The organism is Paenibacillus sp. sgz302164 (genome assembly GCF_056120505.1).
Genome location: NZ_JBVYOL010000001.1, coordinates 472540 through 497005, shown reverse-complemented (window position 1 = coordinate 497005; position 24466 = coordinate 472540). Strand labels below are relative to the sequence as shown.

Annotated in this window: 21 protein-coding genes; 20 read left to right on the top strand and 1 reads right to left on the bottom strand. The window is 54.6% G+C overall.

Annotated features, from left to right (window positions below; all coding sequences use genetic code 11):
• Positions 1-38: 38 nt before the first annotated feature.
• From AC0LWT_RS02210 to AC0LWT_RS02200, 3 genes are all read left to right on the top strand, one after another.
• Complete coding sequence (locus AC0LWT_RS02210; RefSeq protein ID WP_474679566.1) at positions 39-1424, top strand: right-handed parallel beta-helix repeat-containing protein; 1386 nt, start codon at positions 39-41, stop codon at positions 1422-1424.
• 57 nt (positions 1425-1481) lie between these two features.
• Positions 1482-2312 (top strand): AraC family transcriptional regulator, encoded by an 831-nt coding sequence (locus tag AC0LWT_RS02205; RefSeq protein ID WP_474679565.1) that lies wholly within the window; start codon positions 1482-1484, stop codon positions 2310-2312.
• Between the two features lie 167 nt (positions 2313-2479).
• Positions 2480-5773, top strand: coding sequence for an S-layer homology domain-containing protein (locus AC0LWT_RS02200; RefSeq protein ID WP_474679564.1), 3294 nt, complete (start codon positions 2480-2482; stop codon positions 5771-5773).
• A gap of 43 nt (positions 5774-5816) precedes the next feature.
• Here the strand turns inward: AC0LWT_RS02200 and AC0LWT_RS02195 are convergent, their stop codons facing one another.
• Complete coding sequence (locus tag AC0LWT_RS02195; RefSeq protein ID WP_474679563.1) at positions 5817-6734, bottom strand: LysR family transcriptional regulator; 918 nt, start codon at positions 6732-6734, stop codon at positions 5817-5819.
• A gap of 140 nt (positions 6735-6874) precedes the next feature.
• On the opposite strand from AC0LWT_RS02195, the gene AC0LWT_RS02190 reads away from it, so the two are divergent.
• The 17 genes from AC0LWT_RS02190 to AC0LWT_RS02110 all read left to right on the top strand — a co-directional run bounded on the left by AC0LWT_RS02190 (position 6875) and on the right by AC0LWT_RS02110 (position 24147).
• On the top strand, positions 6875-8092 hold the full coding sequence (locus AC0LWT_RS02190) for an acetyl-CoA C-acetyltransferase (RefSeq protein ID WP_474679562.1): 1218 nt from the start codon (positions 6875-6877) through the stop codon (positions 8090-8092).
• Positions 8093-8115: 23 nt separating this feature from the next.
• Positions 8116-8805, top strand: a complete 690-nt coding sequence (locus AC0LWT_RS02185; RefSeq protein ID WP_474679561.1) for a CoA transferase subunit A — start codon at positions 8116-8118, stop codon at positions 8803-8805.
• Between the two features lie 30 nt (positions 8806-8835).
• Positions 8836-9504: a 3-oxoacid CoA-transferase subunit B gene (locus AC0LWT_RS02180; RefSeq protein ID WP_474679560.1), complete on the top strand. Its 669-nt coding sequence runs from the start codon at positions 8836-8838 to the stop codon at positions 9502-9504.
• A 220-nt stretch (positions 9505-9724) separates the two neighbouring features.
• Complete coding sequence (locus AC0LWT_RS02175) at positions 9725-10681, top strand: thiamine pyrophosphate-dependent dehydrogenase E1 component subunit alpha (RefSeq protein WP_474679849.1); 957 nt, start codon at positions 9725-9727, stop codon at positions 10679-10681.
• Positions 10682-10714: 33 nt separating this feature from the next.
• Entirely contained in the window at positions 10715-11692 is a 978-nt protein-coding gene (locus AC0LWT_RS02170) for an alpha-ketoacid dehydrogenase subunit beta (protein WP_474679559.1), read from the top strand.
• A gap of 22 nt (positions 11693-11714) precedes the next feature.
• Positions 11715-13103, top strand: a complete 1389-nt coding sequence (locus AC0LWT_RS02165) for a dihydrolipoamide acetyltransferase family protein (protein WP_474679558.1) — start codon at positions 11715-11717, stop codon at positions 13101-13103.
• Positions 13104-13122: 19 nt separating this feature from the next.
• Positions 13123-14493: a dihydrolipoyl dehydrogenase gene (gene lpdA, locus AC0LWT_RS02160; protein WP_474679557.1), complete on the top strand. Its 1371-nt coding sequence runs from the start codon at positions 13123-13125 to the stop codon at positions 14491-14493.
• A 17-nt stretch (positions 14494-14510) separates the two neighbouring features.
• Positions 14511-15800: an NAD(P)H-dependent oxidoreductase gene (locus AC0LWT_RS02155; RefSeq protein WP_474679848.1), complete on the top strand. Its 1290-nt coding sequence runs from the start codon at positions 14511-14513 to the stop codon at positions 15798-15800.
• Positions 15801-16896: 1096 nt separating this feature from the next.
• Positions 16897-17868 (top strand): sugar-binding transcriptional regulator, encoded by a 972-nt coding sequence (locus AC0LWT_RS02150; protein ID WP_474679556.1) that lies wholly within the window; start codon positions 16897-16899, stop codon positions 17866-17868.
• 143 nt (positions 17869-18011) lie between these two features.
• Positions 18012-18389 (top strand): transcriptional regulator GutM, encoded by a 378-nt coding sequence (locus AC0LWT_RS02145; RefSeq protein ID WP_474679555.1) that lies wholly within the window; start codon positions 18012-18014, stop codon positions 18387-18389.
• Between the two features lie 13 nt (positions 18390-18402).
• Positions 18403-18933, top strand: a complete 531-nt coding sequence (srlA, locus tag AC0LWT_RS02140) for a PTS glucitol/sorbitol transporter subunit IIC (protein ID WP_474679554.1) — start codon at positions 18403-18405, stop codon at positions 18931-18933.
• Between the two features lie 18 nt (positions 18934-18951).
• On the top strand, positions 18952-19968 hold the full coding sequence (gene srlE / locus AC0LWT_RS02135) for a PTS glucitol/sorbitol transporter subunit IIB (protein WP_474679553.1): 1017 nt from the start codon (positions 18952-18954) through the stop codon (positions 19966-19968).
• A gap of 32 nt (positions 19969-20000) precedes the next feature.
• Positions 20001-20369 carry a PTS glucitol/sorbitol transporter subunit IIA gene (locus AC0LWT_RS02130; protein WP_474679552.1) on the top strand — a complete coding sequence of 123 codons (369 nt, stop codon included), beginning with the start codon at positions 20001-20003 and terminating at the stop codon, positions 20367-20369.
• Between the two features lie 21 nt (positions 20370-20390).
• Positions 20391-21692 carry an NAD(P)H-dependent oxidoreductase gene (locus AC0LWT_RS02125; RefSeq protein ID WP_474679847.1) on the top strand — a complete coding sequence of 434 codons (1302 nt, stop codon included), beginning with the start codon at positions 20391-20393 and terminating at the stop codon, positions 21690-21692.
• Position 21693: 1 nt separating this feature from the next.
• The gene (gene ptsP, locus AC0LWT_RS02120) at positions 21694-23358 is read left to right on the top strand and encodes a phosphoenolpyruvate--protein phosphotransferase (protein WP_474679551.1); all 1665 of its coding nucleotides are present in this window, start codon (positions 21694-21696) and stop codon (positions 23356-23358) included.
• A gap of 21 nt (positions 23359-23379) precedes the next feature.
• Positions 23380-23646, top strand: a complete 267-nt coding sequence (locus tag AC0LWT_RS02115; protein ID WP_474679550.1) for an HPr family phosphocarrier protein — start codon at positions 23380-23382, stop codon at positions 23644-23646.
• A gap of 156 nt (positions 23647-23802) precedes the next feature.
• The gene (locus tag AC0LWT_RS02110) at positions 23803-24147 is read left to right on the top strand and encodes a bh protein (protein ID WP_474679549.1); all 345 of its coding nucleotides are present in this window, start codon (positions 23803-23805) and stop codon (positions 24145-24147) included.
• Positions 24148-24466: the final 319 nt, after the last annotated feature.

The following is a 24466-nucleotide window of genomic DNA, read 5'->3' as shown; positions in this document are numbered from 1 at the left end:
CGCTAATCACTACTCGATGCATTGAGGGAGGGATTGGGATGAGTGTTGAAGAAACGGACAACAAAGGGATGAGCAGAAGGAAGATGCTTGCCGCTATAGGGGCGGCAGGACTGGGCGCGCTGGCGGGCAGTGCGCTGCTGGGAGTGCAGCCCGCGTATGCTTCGACGGTCGGTTGGATGAATGTTAAGGATTACGGTGCGGTTGGAAATGGCAGCACGGACGACACTTCAGCCATTCAAACGGCGGTTAATGCGTGCGTGACAGCCGGCGGGGGAGTCGTCTATTTTCCGCCGGGAGACTACAAAATCACGGCAGCCATTCAACTATCCGGTCTTCAGCTCGTCACCAATTTGACAGGCGCCAAATTCCTTACGTTGAAGGGGGAAGGGGAGAACTCCCGGATCGTCGCCAGCGGCATTTCTTACATGGTCACCGCCAGCGGCACGAGCAATATCGAGGGAGTCCGGTTCGAGAGTTTATCGTTTTACAGCCCGAATCGAAGCGCTTCCGCCATCGACTGCTCGAAATTTTTGCGTTGGTCCGCAGAAGACTGTTTTTTCATCTATCTCAATAACGGCATTCGATCCACGAATGCGTCCTCCATCTGGGTATGCCGCCTGCAGAACAATCGCTTCGAGAGCTGCAGCAGCTTTGCCATCGACATTCTCCAATGCTACGATTTCACGATTGCCGACAACATCATCGAGAATTGCTGGGGAGGCATTAAGATCGGCGCGCCGAGTACAGGGCAAAGTTTTGCCGGTAACACCATCCGAATCGAGAATAACGTCATCGAAGGCATATCGATCAACCCCGCTATCCAAACTTCTACTTTGATTGCTTCGAAAATAAGCGGGAACTATTTCGAGGCCAATTCCGGCGGAGATATCGAAGTTCATGACGGTCCTCAATTAGGTTTGATCATTGAAGCGAACAGCTTTTCCCCTACTTCAACGCAAAAAAGCCAAACGCCAACGTATTATCCCGTCAAACTATCGCTGCCTAACGGCGTTCACGTGATTAGCAATTTCAGTACCTATTGCCTGGTCGGTGCGGTCGATTCCGGTTTCAATACAAACTCATGCATCTTTTACCACGGCAACGTCATTTCTACAGGGTCCACATACATGGAGAACGCTATCGTCGCAAACTTAGCCAAGCTCTCGCACGTCCAAGCCAATCAAGAGTTCGGCTTGTCCGCGACGAAAGGATTTTACCGGAACCATCCCTCTTACGGAGAACGCTACATCACTTACGGTACGACCAATCCGCAGACGACGCCGGCGAACTACGGGAGTCGAACGTGGAATGCAGGGGATATCGTCATCAATTACAATCCTGCCGCAGGAGGGTATATAGGGTGGGTTTGCGTGGCCGGCGGATCGCCGGGGACGTTTAAAGATTGGGGAGCCATACAGCCGTAGCTTTAGCGGAATCGGAACGGCAGGCAATTTGATCCGACATTGAGAGGGGGTTGTTTCATGTTACCTTTTAAAATATTTCCGACTGCAAGTGGTAACATGCATCATTCTCTTCCGCTCCGGCTCCATTCGGTCGGGTACCACAGCCAGCCTCCGGTTCATCACCCAAACGGCATACATTTCTGTCAGTTGATCATCGGAAAAAGAGGCAGAGGATTGTTTCGAGTGTCCGGCGAAAAAGAATTCGTGCTGAATAGCGAGCAGGCGGTCATCATCAAGCCCGTAATCAGGCATGAATATCGCGCGTTGGATGACGTGTGGGAGACAGCGACCCTTTGGTTTGATTGCAATCCTTTCGTTTTATCGCAATTTCGCATGCAGACGCATAAGCCTATGGAATTGCTCTCCTCGAAACGAGCGATGGAACTTATTGAGTTATTATGGTGGCAGGGAGGCGAGGAGGAAGGAGTGGCATCCAAAACCTCCGAGTTGATTTATTCGCTGCTGCTGGAGATCAAATTGCAATCCGCGGGATTTCAAGAAAAGGACTCCAATCCTGTATTGACGACACAGAAAGTGATGGACTACATTCATATGCATTATGCACGAAAGCTGACTCTTGACGAACTTTCCAATTTTTCCGGTTATACGCCTCAGCATTTAAACCGGATTTTTAAAAAGGAATCGGGCTGTTCCGTCTATCAGTATATTTTGAGGATACAGTTGGAACAGGCGGCGAATATGCTTCGAAACCAAGAAATGACCGTGGAGCGGGTAGTCTATGAAGTGGGGATGGAATGGAGATCTTTTTACCGGCTGTTCCAAAGGATGTACCAGGTTTCTCCGGGTGAATTTCGGAATCAAGTAAAACGCAGAACATTCGGTTCATAATACGAAATACCGTGAGCGAATTTAGCTTGCGGTATTTTTTTATTTCTTTAGGGGTTGTTCGTTCATTTTCACCATAATTAGGTTCAATTCGTACATAACAAATTGTTATCGATTTCGCTAGAATGAGCGTATCTACACAGAAATACTTTAGAGGGGGATAAAAAGATATGAAAAAAAGCTTAAAAGTGATCGCTTCCGCAGCTTCAGCATTCTTGATGTTCACATCGGCAGCAATGGCTGACACAGCGGCAACAACCGGCACTTCCGCTACTGCGACTGCAGCAGCCAAAACATCCGCCGATTTTAAAGATCTGGCTAACGTTGATGCAAGTCTGAAAGCAAAAATTGACGCCCTGCTGAAAGCCGGCGTGATTGAGGGCGTATCTGCCGATTCCTTCGGCATCGACCAAAACATGACTCGCGCTCAAGCTGCAAAAGTGCTGACGCTGATCTACAACGTTAAAGTTGACGATTCCGTTAAAACTTCCGGCTTCTCCGACGTTAATGCTGACGACAAAGCAAACGGCTGGGCAATTCCTTACATCGAAGCCGCTAAAAAAGCAGCTCTTATCGACGGTGTAACGGACACTGCCTTCGCTCCCGGCGACAAGGTTACGTTTGGCCAACTCGCTGCTATGCTCATTAAAGGTCTTGGCAAGAAAGTTGACGTATCCGGAACTCCTTGGTACAAAGATGCAGTCGCTCAAGCAGCAGCTGACAAGCTTCTTCCGGAAGGCGTTGACGGCGCTCAAGCTGCCACTCGCGCTGACCTCGTAACAGGCGCGTTCGGCGGACAAGAAGCTTTTGCTGCTCAAAACAAGCCTGCTGCAGTTTCCGTTAAAGAAGTTAAAATTACCGGCGTGAAGACGGTCCAAGTTATTTTTGACCGCGACGTTGATACTGCAAAAGCTGCGCTGTCCCTGAGGAATGGTTCGGCAGCTGTAACAACAACAACCAAATGGTCTGACGACAAGAAATCGGCTGCGCTGACTCTGACCGATACGAAGCTGATGGCAGGCGAGTACACGGTAACTCTTGCCGGTTTGGATGCAGCTGATATCAAGACAGCAACCGGTACCTTCACCGCTCAGGACGAAACCGTTCAAAAGCTGGAATTCGTCACGACAAGCGATTCGATTGCTTACACCAGTCATGCTGCCGTAACGCTTAAGGCTACGAACCAATATGGCGAAAATGCTTCCTTTACATCCGGTGCCTACTCTGTAATTGCTGGAAACAATAACGATGTTCAGCCGATTATCAGCAAGAATGATGATGGGACACTGAAAATCAAGATGAACACCAAGAGCCTGACGAATGCACAGCAAAACGTATCTGTCATCCCGGTGAACGTATGGTTCATCGATACGCACCTTTCGGTCAGCAAAAACTTCACTCTGGGCGTTGCGCCGTTTGTAACTAAATTGGAACTCGGCGATGTAAAATATACGACCGGTACGGCGATCAACAAGTTGGGAGAAGTGGCTGCGATTGCCTTGAAGCTCTATGATCAATATGGCGGCCTTATCGGAACTGACAGCGACGCTTATTCCAGCGCCAACCTGAACACTCTTTTCACTCCTTATGAAAGCAACCTGCAAGTGGATAAGACGTATGTAAACACGGATCATCCGAACGATCCTTTTGTTCGCGTGTATCTGCTGAACGATCTGGAGAAGTCCGGCGATTACAACCTGCAAGTTTATTATCAAGGTTCATCAGCGACTACAAAGATCAGCGTTAAATCCGCAGCGGTCGCTTCCAAAGTTGTTATCGGCGACTTAGATGGCGTAATTGCTTCCGGAGATAGCGATGTTTATATTCCGATTCTCGCGTACGATGAAGCAGGCAATCAACTGAGCACTGATGACCTGATCGCCGATAAGAACCGCGATCGCATTCATTTGTCGGTTTCCGGTGCAGGTTATGAAGCGAAGATCATGAACACGGGTGACAAGAAGGGGACTATTCACATTCCTATGGTGACCGCTCCTGCGAAGAGCGTTATCACTGTCACGGCATACATTGCAACAACCGGTGCCAGCAGCACATCTACGAAGAATTATACCATCGCTGATGTCCGCACTCCTGATCGTCTGAAGATCGCTACTGAGCCGGCTAAGAAAATCGTTGCCGGAACTAACTCTTACACGCCGTTCGTTGTTCAAGCTATCGATCAAAACGGTTCCAGCCGCGATAATTTCTACATCCTTAACAACGCTGGCGCAATGGTAACAACCGCAACTCCAATTACCGGTGTTCCGACGTCCACCACTGATGTCCTGACTGCCGGCGTTGTCGGTAGTGTATACTACTATGCGCGTGTTACTCAGTCTGGAACGAACTCGACTAACTTTATGATTACACCGTCCGCCGATAACAAAGTAAATGCGGATCCGGGCGTTCCAACGACACCGGTTACCGGAAGCGGTGCGGCTTCTACCGTATCACCCGCTAACTTCGGCAGCCTGCTGAACAAACGTTTGGCGTATTTCGATCTGGGTAATGGCACCTATGCTTATAGGATTACCGACTTCGACAGACTGAACGACACTTATCGTATTTATGCTTTTCCAGGTGCTAACGGCACTGTAACGTTCAAGGTAGAATTGGTTAAAGCTTTGATTACTGCTGTCGATGCGTCAGGCAACATTACTGCAACGAAAGAAACAGTAATAGATACTCAAACAAGAAGTGTAGACGTTGTTCCAAGTACCACGGATCTGACATACTCGCTTAACAGTATAGCGACACTTTGGAATGCACTGGATAGCGGGGTTATCAAGGATACCAGCTATGTAAATTCAGCCGGAACAACAATAACGGTTGATGATGATGCGGTGCAAAAGGCGGCTCCATACAGCAAATTTGCTCGTGAAATCACGATATCCGCTAAACATGCATCCGGCGATGCAGTTGCAATTCCGAAGAAAATTACGGCAGTTGTTACTTCCAATCCAAGCGTCGCTCAAGCAGTTTATTGGACCAACCCGGCTACTAATGATCAAAAAGCATACGTCATCGGTAAAAAAGCCGGTACAGCCATAGTCAGCGTAACATTCCAGGCCAATGACGGAACGCAAAAGCAGTTGTCCACTACAGTAACGGTTAAGGGCGATGCACTGACTGCTGATTATCTGAAAAATGGGAATACCGGCGTACAAGCCTTCACATTTTCTACAGCCGGTGTAATTGCCAACGCATGGGATGCTATGAACTTGTCCACTTTTGACAACTATAACGTAGAGTACAATAAGCAGGCAGCCCTTCAGTACAACTACTTGCTGGGTGTAACGTTCTCTTTCTCAAACGTGAAGCCAATCAATAGCGCTCTTGCACAAGGTTCTATTTCCATCGATCCATATGGCAACATCTCCACAACCGGCGGCAACGTAACCTTCGACGTAACAGCTACCGCGCCCAACGGTAAGTCCGTGACAACCCCGATCAAGATCAACTAACGATTCAAAAAAAAGGAGATCCTTCCGGGATCTTCTTTTTGTCTCATTTGTTGCCTGGGGGGCATTTCCCGTGCTCTTCCTGCGCGAAAAAATCCCGCACATACTGCACCCAGCCTCTGGCGGCGTAAGAGAGGTAGCTGTTTTTCCGCCAAATGATGGCGATGTTCCACTCGATAGTGGGCTTGACAGACGGGATGACCGCGATTTGCGAAGGATCGAGCTTGTGGCAAACCGTCTCCGGCAAAAAGGAAATGCCGTGATTGGCGGCGACCATCTCGCTGATAAAATCCCACTGCGTGCTTTCGTACGCGATGCTCGGCTCGAAGCCCTCGCGAATGCACGCTTCGCGGACGCGGTCGTACAAGGCGAAGCCTTGGCGGAACACAATGAACGGTTCCCCGGACAGCTCGCCGAGAGCTACTTCGCTTCTGTGAGCGAGCGGATGTGCGTTATTAACGATCAGCATCAGCTCCCGCTCGACCAGCGGCACGATCTCGAAAACTTCCGCGTCGACAGGCAGCACGACGATGCCCAGATCAATGCTTCCGGCGAGCAAAGACTGTTCGATCTGCCTGCTGCCCTCTTCGATAACTTGAATATCGACTTGCGGATGTTCGTTTCGAAACCGGCTGATGATTTTTGGAAAAAAGCTGGAGCCTACGACGGGAGGCAGCCCCAGTTTGAATTTGCCCTTTTTCATTTGGGCGACGTCCGCCAATGCGGCGGAAAAATCGTCGATCGCTTTAAAAATGAGCTGCGCATGAAGGTGCGCCACTTCGCCCGCATCGGTTAACCGAACCCGCCGCGTGGAGCGGTCCAGCAGGACGACGCCGAGATCGTCTTCCAGCGTTTTCAGCATTTTGCTTAACGTCGGCTGCGATACGTGGAGGTTTTGGCTTGCTTTTGAGAAGCTGACTTGATCGGCTATTTCCCGGAAGTAGCCCAGCTGTCTTAGATCCATAATGAACGCACCTCTTCATTTATAGCATTATCGCATAAATATTATTCAATATATGTATTTTACCTATAAAAGACAGAGGAGTAAACTGGAAAAAGAAAGCGTTTTACACAACCGCATTTATTATGCAGGAGGTCATAAAAATGAACCCACGCGACGTTGTCATCGTTAGCGCGGTGCGCACGCCGATCGCCAATTTTAACGGCGCATTGAAGGATGTGTCCGCCGTGCGGCTCGGTTCGGTCGTCATTCAGGCCGCTCTAAAGCAGGCGGCCATCGAGCCGGCCCAAGTGGACGAGGTGCTGATGGGCAACGTGCTCCAGGCCGGCCTCGGGCAAAACCCGGCGAGGCAAGCGCTTTTGGCGGCGGGCCTGCCGCAGGAAATTCCGGCCGCGACGATTAACAAAGTGTGCGGCTCGGGGCTCAAAGCCGTACATCTCGCCTGGCAGTCGATCGCATGCGGCGAGAGCGACATTGCCGTCGCCGGCGGCATGGAAAATATGAGCCAGGCGCCTTATTTGCTGCCCGGAGCGCGCGGCGGCTACCGGATGGGCGACCGGAGCGCCGTCGACAGCATGATCCGCGACGGCTTGTGGTGCGCGTCGGGCGATTATCACATGGGCGTCACGGCGGAACATTTGTGCGACCGGTATGCGCTCACCCGGGAGCATCTGGATCGGTTCGCGTGCGAGAGCCAGCGCAAAGCGGCGGAGGCTGTCCGGGCCGGCCGGTTCAAGGCCGAAATCGTTCCCGTTGAAATCCCGCAGCGCCCGGGTGCAGGCGCCAGCGCCGGTGCCGGGCCGGTCGTGGTCGACGCGGACGAGTATCCGCGCCCGGACACGACCCCGGAGACGCTGGCCCGCCTGCGTCCGGCTTTTCAAAAAGACGGCCGCGTGACCGCCGGCAACTCGTCCGGCATCAACGACGGCGCCGCCGCGCTCGTGCTCATGAGCGCGGCCAAGGCCAAGGAGCTCGGGCGGAGGCCCCTCGCTGCGATTCGCGCCAATGCGGCGGCAGGCGTAGACCCGGCCCTGATGGGCATCGGTCCGGTGCCTGCGACGCGCAGGGCGCTGGAGAAAAGCGGGCTGACGATGGCGGATATCGGCCTGATCGAAGCGAACGAAGCGTTCGCCGCGCAGTCGCTGGCCTTCGCCGGCCATTTCGAATTCGACCCGGCCATTTTGAATGTGAATGGAGGGGCGATTGCTTTGGGGCATCCGATCGGGGCCAGCGGGGCGCGCATTCTCGTTACCCTGCTTCATGAAATGAAGCGCAGAAGCGAAGTCAGGTACGGCCTTGCCGCCCTGTGCATCGGCGGGGGCCAGGGCATTGCCACCATTGTGGAAAGGTGGAACGAATAAACCGTGCGGGAGGCTATGGAAGCATGAAAACCATCTTAACTTCTTTTGCGGAAGCGGTTGGCGATATACAAGATGGCGCTACGCTGATGGTAGGCGGATTCGGTCTGGTCGGGATTCCGGAAAATTTGATTCTCGCTCTGGCGGACAAAGGAACAAAGGACTTGACGGTCATTTCCAACAACTGCGGCGTCGACGACTGGGGGCTCGGCTTGCTGCTGCGAAACAGGCAAATCAAAAAAATTATCGCCTCCTATGTAGGCGAAAACAAGGAATTCGAGCGCCAGGTGCTGGCGGGCGAAATCGAAGTGGAGCTGACTCCGCAGGGCACGCTGGCCGAAAGAATCAGGGCGGGAGGCGCGGGAATCCCGGCCTTTTACACGCCGGCAGGGGTCGGAACCCCCATCGCGGAAGGCAAGGAAATACGCCGGTTCAACGGGACGGATTATATGCTCGTCCATGCGCTCACCGCCGATTTCAGCTTCGTTCGCGCTCATGTGGCGGATACGATGGGCAATCTGGTCTATAACAAAACGGCGCGGAATTTCAACCCGATGATGGCTGCGGCGGGGAAAGTGACGATCGCCGAGGCGGAGCGGCTGGTCGAAGCCGGGCAAATCGATCCCGAACACATTCATACGCCGGGCATTTACGTGCAAAAGCTGATCACAGGCCGGCAGCAAAAACGGATCGAAAAACGGACGACGACAGGATGACCCGCATAATAATGGGGAGGAGCAACGACGATGGAAGAAAAACAGCTTTCATTGCGGGAGAGAATTGCAAAGCGGGCGGAAAAAGAAATTGAGAGCGGTTTCTACGTAAATCTGGGCATCGGAATTCCGACGCTGGTCGCCAATTTTATTTCCGCTCATAAGCAGGTCGTGCTGCAGTCGGAAAACGGGCTGCTCGGCATCGGGCCGTACCCGGCTCCGCACGAAGTCGATCCCGATCTCATCAACGCCGGCAAAGAGACGGTGACGACGATCCGGGGATCGTCTTTTTTCAGCAGCGCCGATTCGTTCGCCATGATTCGTGGCGGGCATATTGACCTGGCGATTCTTGGAGGCATGGAAGTGTCCCGCAGCGGGGACCTGGCCAACTGGGTCATTCCCGGCAAAATGATCAAAGGGATGGGCGGCGCGATGGACCTTGTGCACGGCGCCAAGCGCATCATCGTCATCATGGACCATGTGAACAAAAACGGGGATCCGAAAATACTTGACCAATGCACGCTGCCTCTTACGGGCAAGCAGGTAGTGAACCGGATCATTACGGACCGCGCGGTCATCGACGTAACGCCGAACGGTCTGCGCCTCGTCGAAGCGGCTGCCGGATATACGGTTGAAGACATTCAGCGCGCCACGCAGCCGAAGCTTTTCATAGATGAACATATTGTGCTCGACGCTTATTGAAGCTATGCAAAATAAACAAGAATAAACAAAATTACGGTACCGGTCTCTTGCGCCATTCGTGCGTGCAGAGGCCTTTTTTGTTTGACAAAGCCCGCTCCCTGCAAGAATTTCTTGACAAAGAATAGGGTGGGGAGTACTATGGTTTTACAAATGTAATTAATTAAAACATATGTAAAAGGAGGGTCCGCAAGTGGCTGTAAAGTTCATTCAGAAGACGGAAATGTCTACGGAAAAATTGTTGGATCTGTACTATCAAATGTGGCTTGTGCGCTATTTTGACGAAAAAGTGGACGAATTTTTTGCCAAAGGTCTTATTCATGGAACGACCCATCTGTGCGTCGGGCAGGAGGGAACGGCTGTAGGAGCTTGCGCCGTACTGGAAGAGAGGGACAAAATTACAAGCACGCATCGCGGGCACGGACATTGCATTGCCAAAGGCGCCGAAGCGAGCAAAATGATGGCCGAGCTGTTCGGCCGCGAAACCGGCTACTGCAAAGGAAAAGGCGGCTCCATGCACATCGCCGACGTCGATAAGGGAAATCTCGGAGCCAACGGCATCGTCGGCGGAGGCATCCCGATTGCCGCCGGAGCGGCGCTTACCTCCAAGATGAAAAATCTCGGGTACGTTGTGCTGTGCTTTTTCGGCGACGGAGCGAGCAATGAAGGAAGCTTCCATGAAGCGGTCAACCTGGCGGCGGTTTGGCAGCTGCCTGTCGTTTTTTTCTGCGAGAACAACCAATACGGCATGTCCGGCCCGGCCAAAGAGATGATCGGCGCCGAGCATATCGCGGACCGTTCCAAAGCTTACGGCATTCCCGGCGTTGTCGTCGAGGGAAACGATATTTTCGAAGTGATGCGGGTGACGAAAGAGGCGGTCGACCGCGCGCGGTCCGGAGCCGGCCCGACATTGATCGAAGCGAAAACGTACCGCTGGAAAGGGCACTCGAAAAGCGATGCCAAAAAGTACAGAACGAAGGAAGAAGAGCAGTTCTGGAAAGAAGAAAAAGATCCGATCGTCCATATGGCTCAAAGATTGCTGGACGAACAGGTAGCTTCGCAGGATGAACTGGCGCGGCTGCAGCAGCGAGCGCTGGAAGAAATCGAAGCGGCCGTGAAGTTCGCGGAGCAAAGTCCGATGCCGTCTATGGATGCTCTTGAAGAGGACGTATATGCATAAAGCCGGGGAATCACGGCCGGGAGGAGAACAAACATGAGGGAACTCACCTATTTGGAAGCGGTTAAAGAAGCGATGTCGCAAATGATGAGGGAAAATGAGGACGTTTTTGTGCTCGGCGAAGACATCCGCGTATATGGCGGCGCTTTTGGCGTGACGAGAGGGATGATCGAAGAATTCGGTCCCGAAAGAATCCGCAATACGCCGATTTCGGAATCGGCGATCGCAGGCGCGGCCGTCGGGGCGGCGCTGACCGGGATGAGACCGATTTTGGAGCTGCAATTTTCCGATTTTATTACGATCGCTACGGATCAAATCGTCAATCAGGCGGCCAAAATCCGCTACATGTACGGCGGCAAAGGAAAAGTGCCTATGGTGCTGCGCACGCCTGCAGGTTCCGGAACGGGCGCAGCCGCGCAGCATTCGCAAAGCCTGGAGGCCTGGATGGCGCACATTCCCGGGCTGAAGGTCGTTCAGCCGTCGACGGCGTACGATGCCAAAGGTTTGCTGCGGGCGGCGGTCGAGGACGATAATCCCGTCATTTTTTACGAGCACAAATTGCTGTACAGAACGAAAGGCCCGGTTCCCGAAGAGCCTTACACATTGCCGCTCGGCAAGGCGGATGTGAAGCGCAAAGGCAGCGATGTTACGGTAGTCGCCACGTCGATTATGGTTCACAAGGCGCTGGAAGCCGCGGAATTGCTCGACCGGGAAGGCATCAGCATCGAAGTCGTTGACCCGAGAACGCTCGTTCCGCTTGATATCGAAACGATTGTCGAGTCTGTCAAACGCACCGGACGCCTGGTCGTCGTCCATGAAGCGGTGAAGCGCGGGGGATTCGGCGCGGAAATCGTCAGCCAAGTGACGGAAAGCGAAGCGTTCGATTATTTGGATGCACCGATACAGCGGCTGGGGGGGATGGCGGTGCCGATTCCGTACAATCCGTTTTTGGAAAAGAAAGCGGTTCCCCAAGTCGACGATATCGTCCATGCGGTTAAATTGACGCTGAAGTAAAGCGGCAGGAGGCCTGAGCAACATGTTGAATGAAGTGTTTATGCCCAAGCTGGGCATGACGATGGAAACAGGAACGATCATCAAATGGTTCAAAGAGGAAGGGGAGGCGGTCCGGCAGGGCGAGGTGCTGCTGGAAGTTTTGACCGACAAAATCAATATCGAAGTCGAAGCCTACCACTCCGGACTATTATTGAAGCGTTACTATGAGGAAGATTCCGTTGTTGCGGTTAATCATATTATTGGCTATATCGGCGAAGCCGGCGATCTGGCCCCCGACGGCCCGCCGGACGCCGCAGGCTTGGCGCAGGATAGCGGCGGCGCCACGCAGGAGCGGGATGCGGCGGCAGAGCAGGATGCGGCTGCCGCGGCTTCGCCGGACGGCCAAGAAGCGGCCCGCCCGGCGGGCAAGCCGCGCGCTACGCCCGCAGCCCGCAAAGCCGCTCGGGAGCGCGGCATCGAGCTGGCCGCGGTTGCCGGCAGCGGCGCGCACGGGCGCATTCACCGCACGGACGTCGAGCGCCACGCCGCCGATGCTGCGGCCGCGCAGCAAGTGCTGGCGACGCCGCTTGCGAAGCAGATCGCTGCAGCCGGCGGCCTGCAGCTCGACGCGATCGCGGGCAGCGGCGACCGCGGCAAAATCGTCCGCGCGGACGTCGAGCGCGCGCTTCATGCAGGCGCGGCGAACAGCGCCGCCGCCGAGCCGTCATCCGCGCAGGCGGGTACGCAGCGCACGGTCAAGCTGCAGGGCATGCGCAAAATTATCGCGCAGCGCATGGCGCAAAGCGCCTTTACGGCGCCGCATGTCACCCTCACATCGACTGTCGATATGACGGCGGCCAAGGCGCTGCGGGCCGAGCTGCTGCCGGTTATCGAGCGGCAGACCGGACTACGCATTTCGTATACGGAAATTTTGCTTAAAGCGGTTTCAGCCTGTCTGGTTCGCCATCCGCTCCTCAATGCGCGCTGGAAAGACGACGAAGTCGTGCTGAGCGATCGCGTCAACATCGGACTGGCCGTGTCCGTGAAGGATGGCCTGATGGTTCCGGTTATTAACGGCGCAGAGCAAATGGGACTGGCCGAATTGGTCAGGAAGTCGAAGGAGCTGGCGGCCGGCGCGAGAGACAATAAGCTGAAGCCGGAAGATTTGAGCGGGGGCACGTTCACCGTAAGCAACCTGGGGATGTATGCGGTCGATTCGTTCACGCCGATTATTAATCAGCCCGAGGTGGCCATTCTTGGCGTGGGCCAAATTCAGGATCAGCCTGCGGCTGTTGACGGCCAAATTGCCATTCGCCCGATGATGACGATCAGTCTGTCGTTTGACCATCGGGTTATTGACGGCGCTCCTGCGGCGGCATTTTTAACCGATTTGAAAAACGTGCTGGAGCATCCTTTTCAATTACTAGTCTGAGGTCTGAGGTGAAAATCTAATGAACGCTTACGATTTGGCTGTACTTGGCGGAGGCCCGGGGGGATATGTCGCCGCTATTCGCGCCGCCAGGCTCGGGCTATCCGTTGCGCTGATCGAAGGGTCCGAGCTCGGCGGGACTTGTCTGAACCGGGGCTGCATTCCTTCGAAGACGCTGCTCCATATGGCGGAAATCGCCGAAGCGATCCATAAAGCGCACGATTGGGGCATTCAAACGGGTCCGGTCTCTTTTTCCTGGAAAACGATGCTGGACCGGCAGTCGCAAGTGATCGGGCAGCTGCGCAGCGGCATCGCCGGGCTGCTGAAAGCGAACAAAATCGCCCACATCCGCGGTTGGGGCAAACTTATGGGCGCCGGTGAGATCGCCGTGCAAACCGCAGAAGGGGACATCGCAGTTAGCGCGCGGAAAGTAATTCTGGCGACCGGCTCGAAGCCTTTTGTGCCTCCGATTCCGGGACTGGCCGAAGCCTCGCACTATACGAGCGATACGATTTTTCAAATGGAGCGCATTCCGGCTTCGCTGGCGATAATCGGGGGCGGGGTCATCGGCGTGGAGTTCGCAGCGATGTTTTCCGCGTTCGGCTCCGAGGTAACGGTCATCGAAGCTGCCGAACGCATCGTGCCGGGCGAGGATGAAGCGGCTTCGCAAGCGCTGGCGAAGGCGCTCAGGCAGCGCGGCGTGACGATTTTGACGGGCACGAAAGTCGAGCATGTCCGGCAGGCGGGTGCGCACGTCCATATTGCTGCGTCCGGGAAGTCGAGCGAGCTGTCGGCGGAAGCGCTCTTGGTCGCAGTGGGGCGGGTGCCCAATCTCAAAGGGCTGGAGCACTTCGCTTTGGAAATGAACGGCCGCTATGTCAAGGCGAACGAGCGGATGGAAACGAGTGTGGATAACGTATACGCCATCGGCGATCTCATAGGGGGATGGCAGCTCGCTCACGTTGCGAGCGCGGAAGGCTTGGTCGCCGCATCGAACGCGGCCGGGAAGCGGGAATCCGTCAATTACAAAATTATTCCCAGATGCATATACACCCATCCGGAAATCGCCAGCGTCGGCATGACCGAGCAGGAGGCGAGAAACAGCGGGCTGCCCGTCAAGGTGCACACCTACTCGCTGAGGGGCAACGGGAAGGCGATATCGATGGGCGAATCGGACGGATTCGTCAAACTCATCGCCGATGAGCGGTACGGCGAAATTTTGGGCGTTACGATGGTCGGGCCCCATGTCACCGATATGATCGCTACTTCCTCCGCATTTATGCATTTGGAGGGAACGGCGGCGGAATGGGCCAAGCTGATTCATCCGCATCCGACGGTGTCGGAAGCTTTCTTTGAAGCGGCCAACGGATGGCTGGGATTGGGAGTTCACTAGAACGGGAGGAAGATATGATGATGAACTTGAACAAAAAGCTGCTGGAGCTTGACCGCCGAGGCGGGGTTATCCGCGTGGGCCTTGTGGGAGCGGGCCAAATGGGAAGAGGGATGATCTCGCAAATCGAGAGCATGAAAGGGATGCGCGTGGCGGCGACGGCCGACGTGCGCGTCGAGAACGCCCGCAACGCGTACCTGCACGCCGGCGTGAAGCCGGAGCGGATCGTGGAGACGCGGGAGCTGGAAAAAGCGGAGCGCGCGATCGGGCAGCAGCACGTCGTCGTCACCGACGACATGCACCTGCTGCTGGCGCTGCCGAACATCGACGTGATCGTCGATGCGACCGGGGTGCCGAGCGTCGGCGCGGAAATCGCTTGGAAAGCGATTTTGAATAAAAAGCACATCGTCATGCTTAACGTCGAAACGGACGTAACCGTCGGCCCGCTGCTGAACAAAATGGCGGCCTCCGCCGACGTCGTCTACACGGGCTCCGCCGGGGACGAGCCGGGCGCGGTGATGGAGCTGTACAATTTTGCCGACGCCATCGGCTTCGAGGTTGTGGCGATCGGCAAAGGCAAAAACAACCCGCTCAACGTGCAAGCGACGCCGGATTCGGCGCGGGAGGCGGCGCTGCGTGTCGGAGCGAACCCGAAAATGATCGCTTCGTTCCAGGACGGGACGAAGACGATGATCGAGATGACCGCGGTCGCCAATGCGACCGGATTTATACCCGACCGGCCGGGGATGCACGGCCCGAGCGCGCAGGTGAGCGAGCTGACGGACATATTGCGGCTGAAGGAAGACGGCGGGATTTTAGAGCGGACGGGTGTGGTGGAGTACGTCAACGGCGTCGCGCCGGGGGTGTTCGTCATCGTCACATCGGATAAGGAAGAAGTCCGGCATGAGATGGAATACTTGAAAATGGGAGCAGGCCCGAACTACGTGCTATTCCGCCCGTATCATTTGACGAGCCTGGAGACGCCGCTGTCGGTGGCGAGCGCTTACTTTTACAAGGAGCAGACGATTGCGCCATGGAAAGGGCTTGTAGCGGAGACGGTAGCGGTCGCGAAAAAAGATTTGCAGCCGGGAGACCGTCTGGACGGCATCGGCGGGTTTACGGTATACGGGACGATCATGACGGCCGCGGATGCGAAGCAGTGCGGCGGTCTGCCGATCGGACTCGTGCAGGCGCAGACGGTGAACCGGGCCGTCAAGGCGGGAGAGGTTATTACCTACGACGCCATCGAGCAGACGGAGCAGTCTGTCATTTGGGAACTGAGAAAGCTGCAGGACCGAGAAGGCTATTGAGAAACGCGCCCGGCCGGAGTTGGCGCGTCCGCTCTTGGCCTTTTGGCTGTGCGGAAATTTGCTGCAAACGAGACTGCACGTACGTTAGAGCAGCGCATTCCTATTTGTTAGTGCGTAGAAAACTTGCAATAATCAAATTGTTATGAAAGCTGCGGGTTGGGGGAACCAGAGGGGCGCAGCACTGCCCAGCGTTCGCACCACGCACAGCACCCAAGCGTTCGCATCGCTTGAAGTTCCCAGCGTTTGCACCGCGTAGCACCCAGCGTTCGCACCGCTTGCAGTTCCCTGCGTTCGCATCGCGCACAGCACCCAGCGTTCGCACCGCTTGCAGTTCCCTGCGTTCGCACCGCTTGCAGTTCCCTGCGTTTGCACCACGCGCAGCACCCAGCGCACGGTGTTACGCTGCATGACGTCGGTCGGTCGACCACTTACTGGGGCCGCTGGAAAACCTGCAAAAGTGCAGGAATTTCCTGTAATAATGGTCCATTTTAGCGAAAAACCTGCAAAAGTGCAGGAATTTTCGCTAAAAGTGAACCTGAACCCATCTCCCCGCTGAAAAGCCTGCACATTTGCAGGAATTTTCCATGGCCGGCGACCAAGAGCGCAAATTCATGTATTTTTGCAGGTTTTTTTCGTGCGGTCAGCCAGATTGTGGTATCGCCCTCTGACGTGGGGGTTTTTCAAGAGATTTCATGGCCGGCGACCAAGAGCGCAAATTCATGTATTTTTGCAGTTTTTTTCGTGCAGCCAGACGGATTGTGACTATCGACTCGGACGCGGGGGGGGTTCAAGGGCGCATTAGGAGCAAAAAGCCGCACAATCTTTCACAGGTTTTTTTTCGCGCAGCCGGGCAGAACTTTTCCGCACCCGACACAGCTAGGCGGGTATGTGCGCCCAGCTCCTGCTTACGGGTTTCTCGGCAGCCTGCGGAATCAGGCGGTTTTTGCTTAAACAGGGCTTGCTTCGGCTTGCTGAAATCGGCGAATCCACCTTCGGCGCAAACCGGCAAGGGTGGATTTTTCCTCATTGAAGGAATGGAATCTGTCCTATATTATGATATAATCTGGGTATTGATTACGGGTGATGGGATTGATCTATGATGACTGATGAGGAAAAGAAATTTTTGCTCAAAATTAGCCGGATGTACTATTTCGACGAATGGACGCAAGCCGAGATCGCCAAAAAAATCGGCGTTTCCAGGCCGATTATTTCCAAAGCTTTGCAGAGAGCCCGCAATGAAGGGCTGGTCGAAATCATTATTCACGACGACGGCTTTCCGACGATCGATATGGAGCAGGAAATTGAAAGCGTTTATTCTCTGGAAGACGTCATCGTCGTGCCTACGGCCGAAATGCCCCCAGAGATGAGCAAAACCGCCGTTTCCAAGGCTGCTGCGGCGTACATCGCCAAGCACCTGAAGGACGTGTCCAGGCTCGGCGTATCCTGGGGCAGAACGCTGCACGGCATCGTCAAGGAGTTCCCGAGCGACGCTTACGAGCAGCTCAAAATTATCCCTTTGGTAGGGGGGATGGGCTCCAACCGGATTGAGCTCCATTCCAATCAAATCGCCTTCGAGCTGTCCAAAAAATTAAGCTGCAGCTGCGAGTCGCTGTACGCGCCCGCCATCGTGGAAAGCGGCAGCCTGCGCGATCTGCTGCTGCAAACGCCGACCGTCGCCGATGTGCTGGAAGAAGCGAGAAGCATCGATATGGCCGTTGTAGGCATCGGCAATCCGTTCGTGCAGTCGACGATGGAGGAAATCGGGTACCTGGCCCGGGCGGAAATGGAAGATATCCGGCAGGCCGGGGTCGTCGGCGACATCAACTCCTGTTTTATACGCGCAGACGGTTCCATTGCCACCAATACGATCAACGAGCGGGTCATCGGCGTCAATGTCGAGGATTTGCGCAAAGTAAGCAAAGTAGTCGCGGTTGCGCAGGGCACCCACAAAGTGGAGAGCATTCTGGCTACGCTTGGCGGAGGATACATCGACGTGCTTATTACCGACGAGCAGACAGCGCAGGACCTCGTGCGAAAAATGAATAAAAAGAAGTCGACAATCTCATAATAAAGACGCAAAGGGTTGCATGAATACATGCGATCCTTTTGTTTTCAAGAGAAATATTGTTATTGACACCAAAAATGAAAGCGGTTTATAATACAAATGTAATTAAGTAAAACAAATGTAAATCGAGATTGAGGTGAGGTAAAGTGCAATGGTGGAATTCGGCAATATTGCTGCTGATCATTGCGTGGTTTCTCCAAGTCGCCCTTAGCTTTGTCCAAACGAAACATTATCAGCAAACGGTAAGAACGATGTCGAATCAGGGGTCGGGATTTTTAGGAGTGGGAGTGGTGAAGAGGCGGCTGGGTATCGGATCCGTTGTCATCTTGGTAACGAATCCGGAATGCATCGTTACCCAAGCCAAAGAGTTGACCGGAGTTACGGTCTTCGGACGGTTCAAGCCGGCGAAGGACTTCATCGGACGATCGGTTAACGAACTAGAGAATGAGCGCTCGGCGCACTCGCGTTATCATGCGGTAAGACAGGCCGCGGCCAGAATCAAACAACAGCTCGCCCAACAATAAGGAGGGAACTCGAATGGATTTTCTCGTACATGTAGCGGAAGGGTTTATCGGGATGTTTCAAGCCGGGGGCAAAACGTTCGTCGGATTGCTTACAGGCATTATCCCGACCCTCATTTGTTTAATCACGGTGATCAATGCGATCATCAAATTCGTCGGCGAAGAGCGGATCAACCGCTTTGCCCAAAAAACGACCAAATACGCTTTGCTGCGCTACACGGTGTTTCCGATTCTTGCCGTATTTTTTATGACTAACCCGATGTGCTACAGCTTCGGCAAATTTTTGCCCGAACGTCAAAAGCCCGCTTTTTACGATTCGGCCGTATCTTTCGTCCATCCGATTACAGGGCTGTTCGCCCACGCCAACGCTTCCGAGCTGTTCGTATATCTGGGTATCGCAAGCGGCATTACCGCGCTGAACCTTTCGCTCGGGCCCTTGGCGATCCGGTACTTCCTCGTCGGCATTATCGTCATCTTGATCCGCGGTCTCGTTACGGAATGGATTACGGCGTCCATGCTGCGCAAAAAAGAATCTCAAGCCCTCTAATCGAAAGGAGACGGCAACATGACAACTGGCACAACTTATCAAGCTGTAAGGGTCAGCAAAGGAACCGGCGGATGGGGAACGGGCTTCGTCGTTCAGCCGGATGAGAACAGGAAATATATCGTGTCCGTTACCGGAGGCGGCATCCACCCGGTCGCGCAGGCGATCGCCGATATAACCGGCGCAGAAGCGAAGGATGGCTTCAGCACGGCGATCGAAAGCGACGAGATGGCGTGCGTCATCATCGATTGCGGAGGTACGGCCCGCTGCGGCGTATATCCGAAAATGGGCATCTTGACGCTGAACGTGCATGCGACTTCGCCTTCCGGTCCGCTAATGAAATACATTAACGAAGACAACTTCGTCTCGGGCGTAACCGTAAGCTGCATATCCCCTCTGGACGGAAGCGCGGAAACGGTGCAAGCTCCGGCCGCGGCGCCCAAGTCGGTCGCGGAAATTAAAGCGGACGCCAAGGCCCGCGCTAAGGAAATGTATCCGAAGGGCCAGAAATCCAGTTTTATCGTCAACATCGGCCGCGCTATGGGCAACGTCGTCAGCGTGTTTTATCAGGCGGGCCGGGAAACGATCGATATGGTGCTGAAAAATATTTTGCCTTTCATGGCTTTTGTAAGCGCGATCATGGGTATCATTGTCTACACGGGAATCGGCGATCTGATCGCCAAATTCGTCACCCCGCTGGCCGGCAACCTGATCGGTCTGATCATTCTCTCCATCGTTTGCGCGATTCCGATCCTGTCGCCGATGCTCGGGCCGGGAGCGGTTATCGCTCAAGTCGTCGGGGTGCTGGTCGGCACGGAAATCGGCAAAGGATCGATTCCGCCACAGCTCGCTTTGCCCGCATTGTTCGCGATTAACCCGCAGGTAGGGTGCGACTTTGTCCCGGTCGGGCTAACGCTGGGCGAAGCGAAGCCGGAGACGATTGAGGTAGGCGTGCCGGCGGTGCTGCTATCCCGTCAAATCACCGGACCTATTGCCGTCCTTGTCGCTTACTTGTGCAGCTTTGGCTTGTATTCCTAATATAGAAACGAAAAAACGCGGAGGTGTTGGAGTTGCAAATTTTATACGATGCAGCCATTACTGAAATTGGCGACGATGTCCCCATGATTGTTGAAGAAAACATGTTGATTTTTTTCGATCAAAAAGTACCGAAAGAACTGCACGACGTAGCCGTTCTGCATAAGGACGGAAGCCTTGCTGACGATATCCGGGACGGCGATACGCTGGTGCTTGGCGATGCCGAATATCCGATTATTTTTGTGGGAGATACGGCCAATTCTACGATTCGTTCGCTGGGCCACTTTACCGTCAACTTCACCGGCGATACGTCGGAAGCTTTGCCCGGAAGCATCTACGTGGAGGCCGGACCGGTTCCCGAAGTGAGCGCGGGCTCCTCGCTCCGCTTTGTTAGAGACAAATAAACGAATCCTGGGAGGGAAACCATCATGAATTTGAATCAAAAGCTGCTGGAACTGGACCGCCGAGGCGGGGTTATCCGCGTGGGCCTTGTGGGAGCGGGCCAGATGGGAAGAGGGATGATCTCGCAAATCGAGAGCATGAAAGGGATGTGCGTGACGGCAACGGCCGACGTGCGCGTCGAGAACGCCCGCAACGCGTACCTGCACGCCGGCGTGAAGCCGGAGCGGATCGTGGAGACGCGGGAGCTGGAAAAAGCGGAGCGCGCGATCGGGCAGCAGCACGTCGTCGTCACCGACGATATGCACTTGCTGCTGGCGCTGCCGAACATCGACGTGATCGTCGATGCGACCGGGGTGCCGAGCGTCGGCGCGGAAATCGCCTGGAAAGCGATTTTGAACAAAAAGCACATCGTCATGCTCAACGTCGAAACGGACGTCACCGTCGGCCCGCTGCTGAACAAAATGGCGGCCTCCGCCGGCGTCGTCTACACGGGCTCCGCCGGGGACGAGCCTGGCGCGGTGATGGAGCTGTACAACTTTGCGGACGCCATCGGCTTCGAGGTTGTGGCGATCGGCAAAGGCAAAAACAACCCGCTCAACGTGCAGGCGACGCCGGATTCGGCGCGGGAGGCGGCATTGCGCGTCGGAGCCAACCCGAAAATGATCGCTTCGTTCCAGGACGGGACGAAGACGATGATCGAGATGACCGCGGTCGCCAATGCGACCGGATTTATTCCCGACCGGCCGGGTATGCATGGCCCGAGCGCGCAGGTGAGCGAGCTGACGGACATATTGCGGCTCAAGGAGCACGGCGGGATTTTGAACCAGACGGGTATCGTGGAGTACGTCAACGGCGTCGCGCCGGGGGTGTTCGTCATCGTCACATCGGATAAGGAAGAAGTCCGGCATGAGATGGATTATTTGAAAATGGGAGCAGGTCCCAACTACGTGCTGTTCCGCCCTTATCATTTGACGAGCCTGGAGACGCCGCTGTCGGTGGCAAGCGCTTACTTTTACAAGGAGCAGACGATTGCGCCATGGAAAGGGCTTGTAGCGGAGACGGTAGCGGTCGCGAAAAAAGATTTGCAGCCGGGAGACCGTCTGGACGGCATCGGCGGGTTTACGGTGTACGGGACGATCATGACGGCCGCGGATGCGAAGCAGTGCGGCGGTCTGCCGATCGGACTCGTGCAGGCGCAGACGGTGAACCGGGCCGTCAAGGCGGGGGAGGTTATTACCTACGACGCCATCGAGCAGACGTCCCATTCTGTCATTTGGGAACTGAGAAAGCTGCAGGATCAGGCTCTTCTTACTGGAGGGTTGTAATATGCTGCAAGGAATTTCGGCTTCTGCCGGCATCGCGATCGGCCGCGTGCTGATCGTTGCCAGAGAAGAAAGAAACTTGAGCAAACAAGTTATCGACGAAGCACATGTGACGGACGAAATCAACCGGTTTCTGCAAGCTCTTGAACGAGCGAAAGAGCAGCTGAAATCTCTTATAGACGAGTTGGAGCGTACAGGAAACGTCCAGGAAGCCGGAATTTTGGAAGGACAATGGTTTTTGTTGGACGATCCCGAGCTTAAGCAGGACGTAACCGGCAAGATCGGCGGCGAGCGGGTTGCGGCGGCTTGGGCGGTCCACGAAGTTTTTCAGCTATATGCCTTGGCGTTCGAGTCGATTGAAGATGCTTACATCAAGGAACGAATTGCCGATATGAAAGATGCCGAAAGCCGGCTGCTGGATGAAATTACGGGCGCGACCAACACGGACCTTGGCGCTCTTGCCGAGCCTGCCGTTATTTTGGCCCATGACTTGACGCCTTCCATGACGGCGCAAATGAACAAAACGATGGTGCTGGGGTTCGCCACCGAAGTGGGCAGCCAGACGAGCCATACCGCTATTATGGCCAGAACTTTCGGGATACCGGCTGTGGTCGGCGTAAAAGATTTGCTGTCCGCATTCGAGCAAGGCGACACTGTCGTATTGGATGGAGAAGCCGGCCGCATCGTGAAAAATCCCGACGGCGCACAGCTCCAAGCGTATGCGCAAAAAAGAAGCGAATACGCCGATTTCAGAAAAAAGTTGGACGACATCCGGCATATGCCGGCAAAGACGAAGGATGGCAAAACATTCGACTTATATGGTAACATAGGGAAACCGGAAGAAGCCGAAGCGGTTTTGAAGCACGGCGGCGAAGGCGTCGGGCTGTTCAGAACGGAATTTCTGTTCATGGACAGAAGCGAAATGCCTTCGGAAGACGAGCAGTATGAAGCGTACCGAAAGGCGCTTGACACGATGGAAGGCAGACCGGTGATCATTCGGACGCTCGATGTCGGCGGAGACAAGGAAATTCCTTACCTTCCGATTGACAAGGAATTCAACCCGTTTCTCGGCTGGCGCGCGATCCGTTACTGTCTGGCTGATCCCGTCTTGTTTAAAATCCAGTTGAGAGCTCTGCTGCGCGCGGCCGTTCATGGCGATCTGCGCATCATGCTGCCGATGATTTCCGGCTTGAAGGAAGTGGAGGACGCCAGGAAACTGCTGGATGAAGCGATGCAGGAGCTTGCTGCGCGCGGCGCCGACTTCAAACGGGAAGTTCCCGTCGGCATCATGATCGAAGTTCCCTCCGCGGCGCTCATTTCCGACCGGCTTGCCCGGCATGTGGACTTTTTCAGCATCGGGACGAACGATCTGATCCAATATACGGTGGCCGCGGACAGAATGAACGAAAATGTAAGCTACTTGTACGACGCGCAGCATTTGGCCGTATTGCGGCTGATCGACATCGTCTGCACGAACGCCAAAAAATACGGCAAGCACGTCGGCATGTGCGGCGAAATGGCCGGAGACCCGCAGATGGCTCCGCTGCTCGTAGGGCTTGGCGTAGACGAGTGGAGCATGAGCCCGTCGCAAATTCCGCTGGTCAAGCAAGCGATCGCGGGCCTAACGGAAAGCGATTGCATCCGCCAAGTGCGCGAGCTTTTGAACTGAAACCGGGAAGGAGCACAAAAGATGATAACGCAAACAGTGACTGTACAAAATCATACGGGTCTGCATACGCGTCCCGCCAAAGAAATCATCAAAATGGCCGGCTCGTTCCGGGCGCAAATTACGCTGCAAAAAGAAAACAAGGTGGCGAACGCGGCAAGCTTTATCAGCGTGCTGTCCTTGGGCGCTCCGAAAGGAACCGAGCTTCTGATTAGCGCCAGCGGTGAAGACGAAGAGCAGGCGCTGCAGACGATCGTCGCCTTTTTTAACAATAAATTCGGGGAAGAATAACGAACTTGCAGGCAACTCTAGCTTTGACAGTAGATTTGCCTCTTTCCTTTTTAATGAACGATCGCGGATTGCGGCTTCATCCTGATGTTGCCGTTGCAGATTTAGGTTATACTATGCATAGAGAGAGAAAAGACTGTTTCGGGAGGGAGTGATGTTATGAAAGAGACCGAAGTGAACACGTTCCTTTTTTGCGTCCGCTGCAAAGAAGAGACGGAGCACACCATCGTCTATCTGAATCAACATATCTCTCGTATCGGGTGCGACCGCTGCGGAAGGCACATTGATATTAACATCGATATATCCCATGAAGTATACGACGAGGTTTTAAAAAGAATTATGAGCAAGCCTGTCCGCATGACCGAGGAATACCGCGATCATTTGCGGGAATTTCTGCTTTCATTGCCCGGAAGAATCGTCAGCAAGCCGTACCGCGTATACCGCGAAGCCAGGGAAATCAAAGGCTATTTTAAAAAATACAGCGTTCGGAAAAAGAAACAATAACGGGCTCTGCGGAATTTTCCGCAAGCCCGTTTTTTGCTCGCCGGAGCGCACCGCTTGCGCCGGTTGAGCGGGGACTCGCGGGCACATCCATCCGTGGGCATGGCCATGTGAAGCAGCCGCAGATGAGGCTGGCGAGAACTCGCCACGCTAGAGCCAGCAGCAGTGCATCTGCCCGGATAAGCCCGGCAATGCGAAGAGAACCTGCAAAAACTCTCATGCTGCCGCGGACGTCACCACACAGAATGGTATACTGCGTTTTCGTATAAAGTTCATAGCCAGCAGAAACACCTGCCCGGCAGCGGGAAGAAAACTAGTCAGA